Source organism: Burkholderia pseudomultivorans, assembly GCF_001718415.1.
In the GTDB taxonomy this organism is placed as follows: Bacteria; Pseudomonadota; Gammaproteobacteria; order Burkholderiales; family Burkholderiaceae; genus Burkholderia; species Burkholderia pseudomultivorans_A.
In genome coordinates, this window is sequence record NZ_CP013377.1 from 45939 (window position 1) to 61468 (window position 15530).

The 15530-nt window shown below is 69.4% G+C and carries 11 protein-coding genes and 1 pseudogene; 2 read left to right on the top strand and 10 right to left on the bottom strand.

Annotation, left to right across the window (positions count from 1 at the left end; all coding sequences use genetic code 11):
- Window position 1: 1 nt before the first annotated feature.
- From WS57_RS00170 to glcD, 6 genes are all read right to left on the bottom strand, one after another.
- The gene (locus tag WS57_RS00170) at window positions 2-1567 is read right to left on the bottom strand and encodes a sensor domain-containing diguanylate cyclase (protein WP_069244316.1); all 1566 of its coding nucleotides are present in this window, start codon (window positions 1565-1567) and stop codon (window positions 2-4) included.
- A gap of 441 nt (window positions 1568-2008) precedes the next feature.
- Window positions 2009-4183 (bottom strand): malate synthase G, encoded by a 2175-nt coding sequence (locus WS57_RS00175; protein WP_069243597.1) that lies wholly within the window; start codon window positions 4181-4183, stop codon window positions 2009-2011.
- 37 nt (window positions 4184-4220) lie between these two features.
- A complete protein-coding gene (locus tag WS57_RS00180) occupies window positions 4221-4625 on the bottom strand; it encodes a GlcG/HbpS family heme-binding protein (protein WP_069244317.1) in 405 nt (134 codons plus the stop codon).
- A gap of 22 nt (window positions 4626-4647) precedes the next feature.
- On the bottom strand, window positions 4648-5868 hold the full coding sequence (gene glcF, locus WS57_RS00185) for a glycolate oxidase subunit GlcF (protein WP_069243598.1): 1221 nt from the start codon (window positions 5866-5868) through the stop codon (window positions 4648-4650).
- Between the two features lie 25 nt (window positions 5869-5893).
- Window positions 5894-6970 carry a glycolate oxidase subunit GlcE gene (gene glcE / locus WS57_RS00190; RefSeq protein WP_059512969.1) on the bottom strand — a complete coding sequence of 359 codons (1077 nt, stop codon included), beginning with the start codon at window positions 6968-6970 and terminating at the stop codon, window positions 5894-5896.
- Entirely contained in the window at window positions 6970-8469 is a 1500-nt protein-coding gene (gene glcD, locus WS57_RS00195) for a glycolate oxidase subunit GlcD (RefSeq protein WP_059512971.1), read from the bottom strand. The genes glcE and glcD overlap by 1 nt, the downstream gene beginning before the upstream one ends.
- A 223-nt stretch (window positions 8470-8692) precedes the next feature.
- Here glcD and glcC point away from each other — a divergent pair, with 223 nt between their 5' ends.
- Window positions 8693-9463 (top strand): transcriptional regulator GlcC, encoded by a 771-nt coding sequence (gene glcC, locus WS57_RS00200; RefSeq protein WP_059512972.1) that lies wholly within the window; start codon window positions 8693-8695, stop codon window positions 9461-9463.
- 298 nt (window positions 9464-9761) lie between these two features.
- Window positions 9762-10196 (top strand): annotated as a pseudogene (locus WS57_RS00205) (DUF6306 domain-containing protein); the annotation flags it as partial.
- Window positions 10197-10318: 122 nt separating this feature from the next.
- Here WS57_RS00205 and WS57_RS00210 read toward each other — a convergent pair.
- The 4 genes from WS57_RS00210 to WS57_RS00225 all read right to left on the bottom strand — a co-directional run bounded on the left by WS57_RS00210 (window position 10319) and on the right by WS57_RS00225 (window position 15525).
- Window positions 10319-11170 carry a carbohydrate ABC transporter permease gene (locus WS57_RS00210; protein ID WP_059512976.1) on the bottom strand — a complete coding sequence of 284 codons (852 nt, stop codon included), beginning with the start codon at window positions 11168-11170 and terminating at the stop codon, window positions 10319-10321.
- Between the two features lie 17 nt (window positions 11171-11187).
- Window positions 11188-12144 (bottom strand): carbohydrate ABC transporter permease, encoded by a 957-nt coding sequence (locus tag WS57_RS00215; RefSeq protein ID WP_059513041.1) that lies wholly within the window; start codon window positions 12142-12144, stop codon window positions 11188-11190.
- A gap of 70 nt (window positions 12145-12214) precedes the next feature.
- Complete coding sequence (locus WS57_RS00220) at window positions 12215-13474, bottom strand: ABC transporter substrate-binding protein (protein ID WP_059512978.1); 1260 nt, start codon at window positions 13472-13474, stop codon at window positions 12215-12217.
- 65 nt (window positions 13475-13539) lie between these two features.
- Window positions 13540-15525 (bottom strand): beta-galactosidase, encoded by a 1986-nt coding sequence (locus WS57_RS00225; protein WP_059512980.1) that lies wholly within the window; start codon window positions 15523-15525, stop codon window positions 13540-13542.
- Window positions 15526-15530: the final 5 nt, after the last annotated feature.

Here is a 15530-nt window from a genome sequence, read left to right on the forward strand (position 1 = left end):
GTCAAGCGCGGCGCGGCTCGAGCCGCACCGAGGTATGCACGCTCTGCACGACGACGCGGTTGCGCCCGGCTTCCTTCGCGCGGTACAGCGCGTCGTCGGCGAGCTTCAGCGCGGCCTGGATGCTGTCGTCCCGCTCGGGGTAGCAGGTCGTCACGCCGATGCTCGCGGTCAGGCAGCCGAACGAGCTGGCGTCGTGCCGGATGCCGAGGTCGAGGATGCTCGTGCGGATCGTCTCGGCGATCGCCACCGCGCCGCCCGTGTCGATGTCGGGCAGGATCACGACGAACTCCTCGCCGCCGTAGCGGGCCGCGTAGTCGGCCGGACGGCGCAGGCAGCCGACGATGCAATGGCCGACCGCGGCCAGCGCGTCGTCGCCGGCCTGGTGGCCCTGCGTGTCGTTGTAGCGCTTGAAGTGGTCGACGTCGACGAACAGCAGCGACAGCGCATGCTGCGAGCGCGCGGCGCGGCGCCATTCGCGCGCGAGCGTGACGTCGAGCATGCGGCGGTTGTCGAGGCCGGTGAGCCCGTCGGTGCGCGCGAGCGCCTGCAGCTCGGTTTCCGCGCGATGGCGCTTGCGCAGCTGCACGTCGAGCAGCAGCGACAGCGCGACGAAGCCCAGCGCGAGCACGGCCATCGCCGAGCCGATCGGAATCGCGCGGTCGTACCACGCGGCATAGATGTTCGATTCGGCTTGGGCGACCATGATGATCAGCGGCAGGTTCGCCAGGTGCCGGAACACGTAGAGGCGCCGCACGCCGTCGATCGACGCGGTGTCGAAGAAGCTGCCTTCGTTCGCGCGCATGAACTGCCGGAACGTGCTCGCCTTGCTGATGTCGCGGCCGACGATCTTCGGGTCGTAAGGCTGGCGCATGACCATCACGCCGTCCGTGCCGATCAGCGACATCGAGCCGCGATCGCCGAGCGACAGCCGCGAGAACAGGTTCTGGAAATATTCGAGCCGGATCGACATCACGGCGACGCCGCCGAACGAGCCGTCGGGCCGCGTGATGCGCCGGCTGAGCGCGATGCTCGGCGAGCCGCCGCGCAGCCGCGAGCGGTACGGATCGCTGACGTACAGGCCGACGTCGGGATGATCGCGGTGCACGGCGAAGTACGGCTCGTTCGCGAAATTGCCCTTGCGCGGCACGTCGCTCTTGCCGTCGACCGCGATGTCGCCGTTCGCGCCGAGCACGTAGATGCCGCCGAGGTAGCGGGCCGTCGTCGCGCGGTCGAACAGCACCTGGCGGCGCAGCGGCATCGGCAGCGCGACGACCGCGGGATCGTTCTCGCCCTCGACCACGGCCTGCAGCGACAGCGAATAGATCTCGATGTTGCGCTCGATGTCCCACGACGCCATCAGCGCGATATTCTGCTGCGTGGTGCGCGCGCGGTCGCGCGCGTCGATGCGGCCCTCGTAGAGCACGATCGCGCACAGCAGCAGCAGGAGCAGCCCGATCAGCAGCGCGGAATAGAAGATCAGGTGGGGCAGCAGCAGCCGGCGCAGATGCGCGGCGACGCGGCTTGTCGGGCCGGATTCGCTGAGCATCGTGTAGTCGGTTTCTGCCATGGCCGATCGATTGTGGGACGTCGCCGCCATGCGCGGGGCGATCGGGTTGTTCGTATGAAGAGTATGGACCGCGACCCGGTTCGCAGTCATGCGTGCGTCGATCATCGGCGGGTTTTCCCGCAGGTGCCGCGCGCACGGCGGCGCCATTCTCCTCCTCAATGGCGCAGGCGGCGCCGGTTGACGCGGTTTGCCGAAGCGGCTTGCCGGCGATCGGGGGCGCACATTGGAGCGAGTATAGCGCGCAGGCCGGCGCACGCGGAAAATGCGCCGGATCGTTGATGTGGATCAATTTACCGGGCAATACGATGCTCGCGAATCGCGCGCGGCGCCTTGTCGGGCAAGGGTTTGCCGGATCGGCGCGCGCATGAAAAAACGGGCGGCCATCGCGGCCGCCCGTTTTCGTGAAGCCCGCATCCGGGCTTCCTTCCGGCATCCGCCCGCTTACGCGCCCTGCTGCTGCGCCTTGAACGCGAGCCGGAAGCGGTGCAGCAGCGGCTCGGTATAACCGCTCGGCTGCGACGTACCCTGCAGTGCGAGCGCACACGCGGCCTTGAACGCGGTCGACTGGTCGTAGCCCGGCGCCATCGGGCGATAGTTCGGGTCGCCCGCGTTCTGCTGGTCGACGACGCGCGCCATCCGCTTGAACACGTCGAGCACGAACGCCTCGGTGATCACGCCGTGACGCAGCCAGTTCGCGATGTGCTGGCTCGAGATGCGCAGCGTCGCGCGGTCTTCCATCAGGCCGACGTCGTGGATGTCGGGCACCTTCGAGCAGCCGACGCCCTGTTCGACCCAGCGTACGACGTAGCCGAGGATGCCCTGCGCGTTGTTCTCGACTTCGCTCAGGATCTCGGCGTCGCTCCATTCGGCGTGCTCGACGACCGGCACGGTCAGCAGGCCTTCGAGCAGCGCGTCGCGCTCGCTCGCATACGGAATCTTCTCGAGTTCCTGCTGGACGGCCTGCACGTCGACGAGATGGTAGTGCAGCGCGTGCAGCGTCGCGGCGGTCGGCGACGGCACCCATGCGGTGTTCGCGCCGGCGCGCGGATGCGCGATCTTCTGTTCGAGCATCGCGTGCATCAGGTCCGGCATCGCCCACATGCCCTTGCCGATCTGCGCGCGGCCGCGCAGGCCGGCCGACAGGCCCGCGAGCACGTTGTTGCGCTCGTACGCGGTGATCCACGCCGACGACTTCATGTCGCCCTTGCGGATCATCGGGCCCGCTTCCATCGCGGTGTGCATCTCGTCGCCGGTACGGTCGAGGAAGCCCGTGTTGATGAACGCGACGCGCGAAGCCGCGGCCGCGATGCACGCGGCGAGGTTCACGCTGGTGCGGCGCTCCTCGTCCATGATGCCCATCTTCAGCGTGTTGCGCGGCAGCTCGTACAGATCTTCGATGCGCGCGAACAGCGTATCGGCGAACGCGACCTCGACCGGGCCGTGCATCTTCGGCTTCACGATGTAGATCGAGCCGGTGCGCGAGTTGCGCTTCGCCTTCAGGTCGTGCAGCGCGCACAGCGTCGTGACGACGCCGTCGAGGATCCCTTCCGGAATCTCGTTGCCGTCGCGGTCGAGCACCGCGCCGTTGGTCATCAGGTGGCCGACGTTGCGCACGAACAGCAGCGAGCGGCCGTGCAGCGTCAGCGTGCCGCCGGCGGGCGTGGTGTATTCGCGGTCGGCGTTCAGGCGGCGCGTGAAGGTCTTGCCGCCCTTCGCGACTTCCTCGACCAGCGTGCCCTGCATCAGGCCGAGCCAGTTGCGGTAGAGCTGGACCTTGTCGTCGGCGTCGACGGCCGCGACCGAGTCCTCGCAGTCGATGATCGTGCTGACCGCCGCTTCGAGCACGACGTCCTTCACGTTCGCGAGATCGGCACGGCCGATCGGCGTCGACGCGTCGATCTGGATCTCGATGTGCAGGCCGTTGTGCTTGAGCAGGATCGCCGACGGCGCCCCGGCCGCGCCCTGGTAGCCGACGAACTGCGCCGGCTGCGCGAGGTGCACGACGCCCTTGCCGGTCTCGACGGCGAGCTGGCCGTCCTCTACGCGGTAGCGCAGCGCGTCGCGGTGCGATGCGCCGGCGAGCGGCGCCGCGTTGTCGAGCACGTTGCGCGCATAGTCGATCACGCGCTGGCCGCGCGTCGGGTTGTAGGTCGCGGTGCGTTCGGCGCCGCCGTCTTCCGGCAGCGCGTCGGTGCCGTACAGCGCGTCGTACAGGCTGCCCCAGCGCGCATTCGCGGCGTTCAGCGCATAGCGCGCGTTCGACAGCGGCACGACGAGCTGCGGGCCGGCCTGCGTCGCGATTTCGCTGTCGACGTTCGCGGTGGCTGCCGCGACGTTCGACGGCGTCGGCACGAGATAGCCGATGCCTTCGAGGAACGCGCGATACGCGGCAAGGTCGCGCACCGGGCCGGGGTGCGCGCGGTGCCACGTGTCGAGTTCCTGTTGCAGGCGGTCGCGTTCGGCGAGCAGTTCGCGGTTGCGCGGCGCGAGGTCGTGCACCAGCGCCGAGAAACCGCGCCAGAACGCAGTCTTGTCGATGCCGGTGCCCGGCAGCGCTTCGTTTTCGATGAACTGGCTCAGCGCGGGCGCGACTTGCAGTCCTTCTTGGTCGATCATCGTCAATCCTCCCGGGGAATAAGAATGCGCGCGCGGATCAGGCCGCGACGCTTTGTGTGCCGGCGCGGGCGATCTGCGCATCCTGTTCGGACTTTACGCCAGACACGCCGATTGCGCCCGCAATCCGGCCGCCGACCGTGACCGGCACGCCGCCTTCGAGCAAGCCCGTCAGCGGCGCGCTGAGAAACGCGGTGCGGCCGTTGTTGATCATATCCTCATAGGCTTTCGTTTCGCGGCGGCCGAGCGCCGCCGCGCGCGCCTTCTCCTGCGCGATGCTCGCGCTCGCGGGCGACGCGCCGTCGAGGCGTGCGAACGCAAGCAGGTGGCCGCCGTCGTCGACGATCGCGATCGACACGCACCAGCCGTGGCGCTCGGCTTCCGCGCGGGCGGCGGCGAGCATGCGGTCGGCGTCGGCGAATTCGAGTTCGGGTTTCGTCTGCATCATGTTCCTCCGCAATCCGCGGTCAGTTGACGAGCCGGTCGTCGACCAGCTCGATCCAGTGGCGCACGGGCGTGCGGCCCGCGCCGTTCAGGTGAGTCTGGCAGCCGACGTTGGCCGTGACAATCAGGTCCGGCCGCGCGGCTTCGAGCGCGTCGAGCCGGTTGTCGCGCAGCTTCGTCGCGAGTTCGGGCTGCGTCAGCGAATAGGTGCCGGCCGAGCCGCAGCAGAGATGGCCGTCGGCGACCGGCGTCAGGTCGAAGCCGAGCCGTGCCAGGATCCGCTCGACCGCGCCGCCGAGGCGCTGCGCATGCTGCAGCGTGCACGGGCAGTGCACCGCGATGCGGCGCGGCGCCTGCGCGGCGAGCGCAGCGAGCGGTTCCGCCGCGATCACTTCCGCGAGGTCGCGTGCGAGCGCGCTGACGCGGCGCGCCTTGTCCGCATACGCGGGGTCGGAGCGCAGCAGGTCGCCGTACTCCTTGACGAAGGCGCCGCAGCCGCTGGCCGTCAGCACGATCGCTTCGGCGCCGGCCTCGATCGCCGGCCACCACGCGTCGATGTTGCGCCGTGCGCGGTCGAGGCCCGCGTCCTGCGCGTTCAGGTGGTATTCGGTCGCGCCGCAGCAGCCGGCCTCGCGCGCCGGCGTCACGCTGATGCCGAGCCGGTCGAGCACGCGCGCGGCGGCCGCATTGGTGTTCGGCGACAGCGCCGGCTGCACGCAGCCTTCCAGCATCAGCACGCGTCGCGCATGGCGCGGCGCCGGGCGCGGCGCAGCCGCGGGTACGGCGGCCGGAATCTTGTCCTGCAGCGTGCCGGGCAACAGCGGGCGCAGCGCGCGGCCGGCCTTCAGCAGCGCGGCGAACGTAGCGGGGCGTGGCACCACGTGGCGCAGCCCCGCGCGCAGCAGCCGCTCACGCGCGGGTCGCTGCGCGCGTTTCTCGGCTTCCGCGCGGCCGATGTCGAGCAGCGTGTGGTAGCGCACGCCGGACGGGCAGGTCGTTTCGCAGTTGCGGCACGCGAGGCAGCGGTCGAGGTGCTGCTGCGTGCGTTCGCCGCACGCCTCGCCTTCGAGCATCTGCTTGATCAGGTAGATGCGGCCGCGCGGCCCGTCGAGTTCGTTGCCGAGCACCTGGTAGGTCGGGCAGGTCGCGTTGCAGAAGCCGCAGTGCACGCACGCGCGCAGGATCGCTTCCGCTTCGTCGGCCCGGGCGAGGGCCTTGCTTGCTTCGCTGAGATTGGTTTGCATCGTCGGTTCGCTTCGGCGTTCGGCGTCAGAATTCGGCGTACAGGCGCCCGGGGTTGAAGATCGCGTGCGGGTCGAGCTGCGCCTTGAGCTGCCGATGCACGCGCAGCAGCGCGGGCGGCAGCGGCTGGAACGGCGCGTCCGTCACGCCGCGGGTGAAGCAGGTCGCGTGGCCGCCCGCCTGCGCGGCGAACCGCTGCACGTCGGCCGGCGCGGCGTCGGTCTTCAGCCAGCGCTGCGCACCACCCCAGTCGACCAGCCGCGCGCCCGGCAGCGTGTCGAGCGGCGCGGCGGCCGGCACCGACACGCGCCACAGCGGGCGCGGATCGTCGAAGAACGGCAGCGCGAGGTCGCGCAACCGCGACCAGAACGCGTCGTCGTCCGCGCGGTCGCCGCCGATCGTGTCGCGCGCGGCCCGCACCGAGCCCGTGCCACCCTCGACGCGCACCCGCAATACGCCGTCGACATGGCACGCGCCCGCGAGCGGCAGGCCCGCGCGGCGCCACGCGGCGACGCGCTGCACGGCGTCGTCCGCATCGAGCGCCAGCGCGAGGTCGCAGGTCGCGCGCGGCTTCGGCAGCACCTTCAGTGAGACCTCGGTCACCACGCCGAGACAGCCGAAGCTGCCGGCGAGCAGGCGCGACACGTCGTAGCCGGCGACGTTCTTCATCACCTCGCCGCCGAAGCGCAGGTGCTTCGCCTCGCCCGTGATCACGCGGCAGCCGAGCACGAAGTCGCGCACCGCGCCGGCCCACGGACGGCGCGGGCCCGACAGCGCGGCCGCGAACATCCCGCCGACCGTCGCCGCGCCGTCGAACGACGGCGGCTCGCACGGCAGCATCTGCCCGGCTGCGTCGAGCGCGGCTTCCAGATCGACGAGCGGCGTGCCCGCGCGCGCGGTGACGACGAGCTCGGTCGGGTCGTAGCCGACGATGCCGCGATGCGCGCGCGTGTCGAGCGTGCGGCCCGCGGGTTCGGCGGTGCGGCCGAGAAACGCCTTCGTGCCGCCGCCGCGGATCTGCAGCGGCTGGCGATCGTGGATCACGGCGGCGACCTGGGCGATCAGCGCCGCGCTGTCGTCGATCGATTCGAATTCGCGTCGCATCAGAAGCGCTCCAGTTCGGGAAACGGCAGCTTGCCGTGATGGACGTGCATCGCGCCGAATTCGGCGCAGCGGTGCAGCGTCGGGATGTTCTTGCCGGGATTGAGCAGGCGCTGCGGATCGAACGCGGCCTTCACCGCGTGGAAGAACGCGATCTCGTCGGCGTCGAACTGCACGCACATCTGGTTGATCTTCTCGCGGCCGACGCCGTGCTCGCCGGTGATGCTGCCGCCCACCGCGACGCACAGTTCGAGGATCCGCCCGCCGAGCGCTTCCGCGCGATCGAGTTCGCCGGGCCGGTTCGCGTCGAACAGGATCAGCGGATGCATGTTGCCGTCGCCGGCGTGGAACACGTTCGCGACCGGCAGCCCGTATTCGGCGGACAGCGCGGCGATGCCTTCGAGCACGCGCGGCAGCTCGCGGCGCGGGATCGTGCCGTCCATGCAGTAGTAGTCGGGCGACATGCGGCCGACCGCCGGGAACGCGTTCTTGCGGCCGGCCCAGAAGCGCTGGCGCTCGGCTTCGTCGCGCGCGACGCGGATCTCCGACGCGCCCGCTTGGCGCAGCAGCGCGGCGACGCGTTCCGCGTCTTCGTCGACATCGCTCGCCGCGCCGTCGAGTTCGCACAGCAGGATCGCCTGCGCGTCGACCGGGTAGCCCGCGTGGATGAAATCCTCGGCCGCGCGGATCGCGAGGTTGTCCATCATCTCGAGGCCGCCGGGAATCACGCCCGCGCCGATGATTCGCGCCACCGCGCCGCCGGCCGCGCCGACGTCGTCGAAGCTCGCCATCAGCACCTTCACGCTAGGTGGCTTCGGCAGCAGCTTCACGGTTACTTCGGTGACGATGCCGAGCATCCCTTCCGAGCCGGTGAACAGCGCGAGCAGGTCGAAGCCGGGCGCGTCGAGCGCGTCGGCGCCGAGCGTCAGCGTGTCGCCGTCGATCGTCAGGATCTCGACCTTCAGGATGTTGTGCACCGTCAGCCCGTATTTCAGGCAATGCACGCCGCCCGCGTTTTCAGCGACGTTGCCGCCGATCGAGCAGGCGATCTGCGACGACGGGTCCGGCGCGTAGTAGAGCCCGTACGGCGCGGCCGCCTGCGAGATCGCGAGGTTGCGCACGCCGGGCTGCACGCGTGCGGTGCCGGCGTCGGGGTCGAGGTCGAGAATCCGGTTGAATTTCGACATCACGAGGAGGAGGCCTTTTTCGAGCGGCATCGCGCCGCCCGACAGCCCGGTGCCGGCACCGCGCGCGACCACCGGCACGCCGTGCGCGGCCGCGACGCGCAGCACCGCGCGCACCTGCTCGACCGTGTCGGGCAGCACGACGGCGAGCGGCACCGTGCGGTACGCGGCAAGGCCGTCGCATTCGAACGGCTTCAGCGCCTCGCGATCGTGCAGCACGTCGAGGCCGGGCGACGCCGCATGCAGCGCGGCGACGAGCGTGGCGCGGTCGACGGTCGCCAGCGGGCCGTCGATCCGTTCGTCGTAGGTGAAACTCATCGTTTGTCTCCGTCTCCACCATGCAGGCGGCCGCGCAATGCGCGGCGCGCCGGATGGACGGCATTCTTGGCGGGTCGCGCAGGCCTGTCCAGACGTGGCGTGCGTGGTCATACCAGTTTTTCGGAAGGGGCCTTGAAACGGCTGACAAAATTGCCGTCAAACTGAATCAGGACAAGCGTTTGTGAGAAAATCGACGCAGTCCGTCCAGAGTGGTCATACCAGTATGGAAATGCAGGAAAATCGCGGGCCGGCGCGGCACGTGGCCGACGTCGTCGCCGAGCGGATCGAGAAGCTGATCGTCGACGGCGTGCTGAAGGCAGGGCAGGCGCTGCCGTCCGAGCGGCGGCTGACCGAGAAGCTCGGCGTGTCGCGCACGGCCGTGCGTGAAGGAATGAAGCTGCTGCGTGCGCGCGGGATCATCGACACGACGCACGGCAAGGGTTCGTTCGTCGCGAGCCTGACCCCGCAGCGCGAGATCACGCCGATGATGCATCTGCTCGGCTCGCAGCCGCGCACGCTGTACGACCTGTTCGAGGTGCGCGGGATGCTGGAGGCCGAGGCCGCACGGCTCGCCGCGCTGCGCGGCACGCCGGCCGATTTCATCCTGATCGCGCGCCGCTACGAGGAGATGACCGCGGCCGACGCGCAGGACCTCGATCCGGCCGCGCGCGCAAAGCTCGACCACGCGTTCCATCTGGCGATCTGCGAGGCGTCGCACAACCCGGTGCTCGTCAATACGCTGCAGTCGCTGACCGACCTGCTGCTCAGCTCGGTGTTCGCGTCGGTCAACAATCTCTATCACCGCGAGCCGCTGAAAAAGCAGATCGACCGTCAGCACGCGCGGCTCTACAACGCGGTCACGGGCCGGCTGCCCGAGCAGGCGCGCAAGGCCGCGAGCGAGCATATCCGCCAGTGCGTCGAGTATCTGAGGGAGATCGAGCAGGAGGAGCAGCGGCTGGTGCGGTCGACGTTGCGGCTCGAAGGCTGGACCTGACGATCGGGTGCGCGCCGCAGCTTCGGTTGACGAGCGTCATGCGCGTTTCGTCGCCTGAAAACGCCCGTCACATTGCTATGTCACACTGGAATCCATTTCTCCTGTGGCCTGCTGCCGCCCGCCTGCGGCGCGCGCCGGCCGCGTGCGCCGCAGCGCGTCGCGGAACGGCAGCGCACGAGCCGGCGCGCCACCTTTCCGATACGGAGGACGTCGCATGTCGAACCGGAACTCCGGCGACGGGCACGCTGCCCGTCCCGATCCCACCCAGGACGCGCGCCCGGACGACAGTCCGGCGCAGGCCGATGCGCAGCGCGATGCGCTGCTCGCGTTGCTGAACGAACTGCTGGAGGCGGAGCGCGCCGGCGCGCGCGTCGCGTCGGAGACGGCGGCGACGATCGGCGACCCCGAACTTCACCGGCTCGTCGCCGGCATCCGTCAGGACGAAGCACACTGGTGCGCGGTGCTGGTCGATGCGATCCGGTCGCTCGACGCGACGCCGACGCATGCCACGGGCGCGTTCTACGAGAAGGCGATGGCGATCGACGATCTGCCGGAGCGGCTGGCGTTCCTGAATCGCGGGCAGCGGTGGGTCGTGCGGAAGTTGCAGGCCTTGCTGCCGACGCTCGACGATCCCGACCTGCACCGTGCGTTGACGCAGATGCTCGTGTCGCATGAGAAGAACCTCGGGGCGGTGGATGTGCGATTGCGGGAGAAAGGGGCGGGGCGGGTGTAGCGACCGACGGTCAGCACCGGGGCCGGCGCGCGGCGAGACGTCCAGAAGCGCAAAAAAAGCCCGCCGAAGCGGGCAACCTCTCGATGGGGAGAGTAAGAGACACCGAGACGGGCGGGCCCCGCTCAACCTTTGGTCGCACCGAACGTCAGCCCCGCCACAAAATGCTTCTGCATCGCGAAGAACATCGCGACCGACGGCAGCGCCGCCAGAATCGACCCGGCCGACACGAGGTTCCACGACGTCGTCCATTGTCCCTTGAGTGCGGCAACGCCCGCGGTAATCGGCGCGGCCTCGTCGCCTTGCGTCAGACACAGCGCCCAGAAGTAGTCGTTCCACACGAACGTGAACACGAGGATCGCCAGCGCGGCCAACGCCGGCCGGATCAGCGGCAGCACGATTCGCCAGAACACTGTCCACTCTCCCGCCCCCTCGATCCGCGCCGCCTCGATCAGCTCGAAAGGCAGCTGCTTGATGAAGTTACGCAGGAACAGCGTGCAGAACCCGGTCTGAAACGCGACGTGAAACAGGATCAGCGCCTCGACCGTATTGAACACGCCGAGCCGCAACGACAGATCGCGCACCGGGATCATCAACACCTGCACCGGCACGAAATTCCCCGCAACGAACGTCCCGAACAGCGCCGTGCTGCCACGAAACCTGTACGTCGCCAGCGCAAATCCGGCCATCGCCGCCAGCGCGATCGAGCCGACGACGGACGGCACCGTGATCTGCACGCTGTTCCAGAAGTAATGCAGCATCGGCGACGTCGTCAGCGCATCGCGGTAGTTCTCGATCATCGAGAAATGTCGCGGCCAGCCCCAGTAGTGGCCTTCGACCAGTTCCTCGGTCGAGCGCACCGACGTGACGAACACGGCGATCATCGGCAGCAGCCAGATCAGCAGCGCGACGGGCAGCGACAGCTTGTACAGCCGCCGCGAGACGGGCTTCCATTGGGCAACGGGAGTCGGAAACATGATGGCCACCGGTCGGGTTATTGCTCGTTGCGCAGCAGGCGGCGCAACTGGAACACGATGTAGACGAGCATGATCGCGAACAGCACGACCGCGATCGACGCGGAATAGCCGAGCCGGTAGTACTTGATCGCCTGGTCGTACATGTAATACGCGAGCACGGTCGAGCTTTCGAACGGGCCGCCGCCCGTCATCACCGAGATCAGGTCGAAGCTGCGCAGCGCGCCGATCACCGTGACGACGATCGCCATGAAGGTCGTCGGCCGCAGTTGCGGCAGCACGACGTGCCAGAGCAGCGCGAAGCCGCGCGCGCCTTCCATCCGGGCCGCCTCGATCTGTTCCGGATTGAGCGACGTGAGGCCGGTGAGGTACAGGATCATGCAGTACGCGGTCTGCGGCCAGAGCGCGGCGAACACCACGCCGAACGTCGCGTAGCGCGCGTCGCCGAGCACCGGTATGCCGTGTCCGGCGATCAGCGCGAGCAGCCCGAAGGTCGGATCGTAGAACCACGAGAAGATCAGCCCGACGACCACACCCGACAGCACGAACGGCGCGAAGAACAGCGACTTCACGAGCCGGATGCCGGCCACCGCCTGGTTCAGGTACAGGGCGAGCGCGAGGCCGAGCGGCGGCGCGAGCATGAACAGCGCGAGCCAGATCACGTTGTTGCGCAGGGCGGTGTAGAAGGTCGGCGCATGCAGCAGCTCGACGTAGTTCGCGACGCCGACGAAGGTGCGCTCGGTCATCCCGTCCCAGTTGTAGAGGCTCAGCCACAGCGTGGAGAGGATCGGCCAGATCACATAGACGGCCACCATCGCGCAGGCAGGCGCGAGAAACAGCCACGCGGCGCGCCGTTGCCGCCGCACGGCGGGCGACGGGCGGCGCGCGGACGACGCGACGGCGGCGGCGCGCTGGCGCGTCGGCTCCGGGCGGCCGGCGGGCGATTCGAGCGGTCGGGACGAAATCGGACTGGACACGGCAAGGCTCCTGAACGAGCGTACGAACGGACGGCCGCAGCGGCGCAACGCCGCCGCGCGGCCCACCGGCTTACTTCCTGTAGATCCGCTTGCGGGTCTGCTCGAGCTGCGCGAGCACCGCGTCGAGCTGCGACGGGTTCGCGACGAACTGCTGCATCCCTTTCATCCCTTCGTCGGCCATTTCCTTGGTCATGTCGCGGTCGTAGAACTGCGCGACGCCGCCCTTGGTATCGGCGAGGATCCGGAAGCCGATGCGCGAGATCGGATCGGCCGGTTCGGGAGACTGGCTGTTGGCCGACAGCGAGCCGAGCCCTTCGGCGAGCTTCGCGCCCATCTCGGGCGTTTCGACGAATGCGAGGAAGGTGTGCGCGTCGGCCTTGTTCTTCGCCCTGGTCGGAATGTGCAGCGATTCGACCGGGCCGTCCTCGGCGGTCGGCACCTTCGGATCGATGATCGGGAAACGGAAGTAGCCCATTTCCGGCTTCACGTTCGGCGGGAAGCCGGCGGCGATGAAGGTACCCATCAGCATCATCGCGGCCTTGCCCTGGAACAGGAATGGCTGCGCGCCGTCGAGATCGTAGGACAGCGCATTGTCGATGAAGTAGCCGTCGTCGATCAGCGATTTCCAGGCCGTGTAGACCTTCTTCACGCGCGGGTCGGTGTACGGCACGTCGCCGGCCATCAGCTGCTGGTGGAACGCGTTGCCGTTCAGGCGCAGGTCGAGATAGTCGAACCAGCCGGCGAGCGTCCACGCGTCGCGGCCGCCGACCGCCACCGGCGTGATGCCGGCCGCCTTCAGCTTCCTGCACGCGTCGAGAAACTGCTCCCACGTCTTCGGCTCGTCGGCGATGCCGACCTTGCGGAACAGGTCCTTGCGGTAGAACAGCCCCCACGAGTAATAGACGGTCGGCGCCGCGTACTGCTTGCCGTTGTATGACGACGCGTCGCGCGTCGACGCGTACATCGCGCCCCAGCCGTTCTTCGCCCAGTCGCCGCTCAGGTCCTCGAACAGCCCGCGCTTCGCGTAGTACGCCATCCGCTCGCCGGCGTGCCAGTTCACCACGTCGGGCGCGACGGTCGTGAGCCACGCGGGCAACTGCACCTTGTACGCCTCCTCGTCGACGAAGGTCGCCTTCACGTCGATGTCGGGGTGCGCCTTGCGGAACGCGTCGAGCGTCGATTGCCACACGGCGCGCTGGCTTGCGCCCTTGAACGCGATATTGATCGTCAGCGTGCCCGCATCGGCGGATGCGGCGAGGCCGAACGACGCGAGCGCGACGGCGGCCGCCGTGGCGAGCCGGGCAGCGAGGCGAAGGGAGCGATGGATCATGGGTGTCTCCAGTCCGATGTGTCGTTGTCGTGACCGGCGCGCGGCGGCGCCGGTGGGGTGATGCGTCAGGTGGCGCTGCGATGGACGGCGACGCCTTGCGGCTCGACCTGCGCGCCGCCGAGCACGAACGCCGCCGGCGGCACCGCGTCGATCGTGTACGGCGTGGCGCGGTAATTGAACACGTAGGTCAGGCCGCCGCGCCGGCTCACGCGCACGCCGTCGTCGAGCGGCGCGGGTGCGAGGCCGGCATCGGCCGCGACGTCGGCGAACAGGCGTGCCGTCGTCGCATCGTCGAACAGCGCGGCCCAGTAGTGCAGCGTGCCGTGCGACACGCACGCGGGATGGCCGTCGACGAAGTGCGCGCGGACATCCGTGCGCGCGGCGTCGCGCAGCTCGACGAGATCGCGCCAGTGGCGCGCCTCGCCGGTCAGCGGCGTGCCGTCGCGCAGCGTGCCGTCGACCCGCTCGGTCAGGTTCGGCCGCAGCGACTCGACGCGCCACACGCGGATCGGCAGGATCGACGCGAGCGGGCCCGGCGGCAGTGCGGGCGGAATCTGCAGGTCGGGCGTCTTCGATCCGGTGCGCGGGCCGAGCACGACGTGCGCGCCCGATGCCGCGAGCCGCGCCGCGAAATCGTCCGGCACGACGGGCAGCGGCGGGACGGCGATCAGCCGGTAGCCGTCGAGCGGCGCATCGGCGGCGATCACGTCGACGTCGAAGCCGAGCGAGCGCAGCGCCGAGTAATACTCGAACGCGAAACGCGGGTAGTGGAAATCCGCGCCTTGCGGCTGCACCTCGAACAGCCACTTCGCCTCGTAGTCGAAGATCAGCGCGACGGACGCACGCACCGGGCCGTCCGCATCCGCGGCGGCGTCGCGCACGGTCGCGATCTCGCGGGCGACGCGTTCCGCTTCGCGGCCGCCCTGGTCGAGCCGGTCGTCCGGCGTGTTCAGGCCGGCGTGCATCTGCTCCTGCGCGAACGGCGCCTGCCGCCAGCGGAAATACGATACGCAGCCCGCGCCGTGCGCGAACGCTTCCCAGCTCCACAGGCGCACCATGCCGGGCAGCGGCGCCGGGTTCCAGTGCGCCCAGTTCACGGGCCCCGGCTGCTGTTCCATCACCCAGAACGGCAGCTTCGACATGCCGCGATACAGGTCGTGGTTGAACGACGCGAAGTCCGGATGGCCGGTGCGCAGCCAGCGCGCCTTCACGTCGGGCGCGAACCATTGCTCCTCGAGCGCGCCGAGCGGATAGCTGTCCCAGGTCGCGATGTCGAGGTCGCGCGCCACGTCGTAATGGTCGAATTCGGTGAACAGCTGCATGAAATTGTGCGCGACGGGGCGGCCCGGCGAATGCGCGCGAATCACGTCGACCTGCATCCGGTGATAACGCGCGAGTTCGTCCGACGCGAAGCGCCGGTAGTCGAGGCGATGCGACGGGTGGGCCTCGGTCACGGTGCCGACGGGGGCGTCGATCTCGCCGAAGTCGCGATACTCCATGCTCCAGAACACGGTGCCCCACGCGCGGTTCAGCGCGTCGATGGTGCCGTAGCGCGCCTTCAGCCAGGCACGGAAGCCTGCGAGCGCGGCCGGCGAGTAGCTGACGACGGTCTGGTGGCAGCCGAGTTCGTTGTCGGTCTGCCAGTAGCGCACGGCAGGGTGGCGGCCGTAGCGTTCGGCGACGGCGGTGCAGATGCGGCGCGACGCCTCGAGATAGGTCGGCGACGAGAAGTCGTAGTGGCGGCGCGAGCCGAACGCCCGCGGCCGGCCGTCCGCGCCGATCGCGAGGATGTCGGGATGGCGATCGACCAGCCACTTCGGCGGCGTCGCGGTCGGCGTGCACATCACGATGTCGAGGCCGGCCGCGCCGAGTACGTCGATCGCGCGGTCGAGCCAGCCCCAGTCGTATTCGCCCGGCGACGGCTCGATGCGGCTCCACGCGAATTCGGCGATCCGCACCTGCTCGATGCCGAGCGCTTTCATCCGGCGGGCGTCGCCCGCCCACATCGTTTCCGGCCAGTGTTCCGGGTAGTAGCAGACTCCGAGGCGCATGCCCG

Excerpts from the sequence above, each read along its gene's own strand:
- WS57_RS00170 (WP_069244316.1), bottom strand. The coding sequence starts at position 1,567 with ATGGCAGAAACCGACTACACGATGCTCAGCGAATCCGGCCCGACAAGC.
- WS57_RS00175 (WP_069243597.1), bottom strand. The coding sequence starts at position 4,183 with ATGATCGACCAAGAAGGACTGCAAGTCGCGCCCGCGCTGAGCCAGTTC.
- WS57_RS00180 (WP_069244317.1), bottom strand. The coding sequence starts at position 4,625 with ATGCAGACGAAACCCGAACTCGAATTCGCCGACGCCGACCGCATGCTC.
- glcF (WP_069243598.1), bottom strand. The coding sequence starts at position 5,868 with ATGCAAACCAATCTCAGCGAAGCAAGCAAGGCCCTCGCCCGGGCCGAC.
- glcE (WP_059512969.1), bottom strand. The coding sequence starts at position 6,970 with ATGCGACGCGAATTCGAATCGATCGACGACAGCGCGGCGCTGATCGCC.
- glcD (WP_059512971.1), bottom strand. The coding sequence starts at position 8,469 with ATGAGTTTCACCTACGACGAACGGATCGACGGCCCGCTGGCGACCGTC.
- glcC (WP_059512972.1), top strand. The coding sequence starts at position 8,693 with ATGGAAATGCAGGAAAATCGCGGGCCGGCGCGGCACGTGGCCGACGTC.
- WS57_RS00210 (WP_059512976.1), bottom strand. The coding sequence starts at position 11,170 with ATGTTTCCGACTCCCGTTGCCCAATGGAAGCCCGTCTCGCGGCGGCTG.
- WS57_RS00220 (WP_059512978.1), bottom strand. The coding sequence starts at position 13,474 with ATGATCCATCGCTCCCTTCGCCTCGCTGCCCGGCTCGCCACGGCGGCC.
- WS57_RS00225 (WP_059512980.1), bottom strand. The coding sequence starts at position 15,525 with ATGCGCCTCGGAGTCTGCTACTACCCGGAACACTGGCCGGAAACGATG.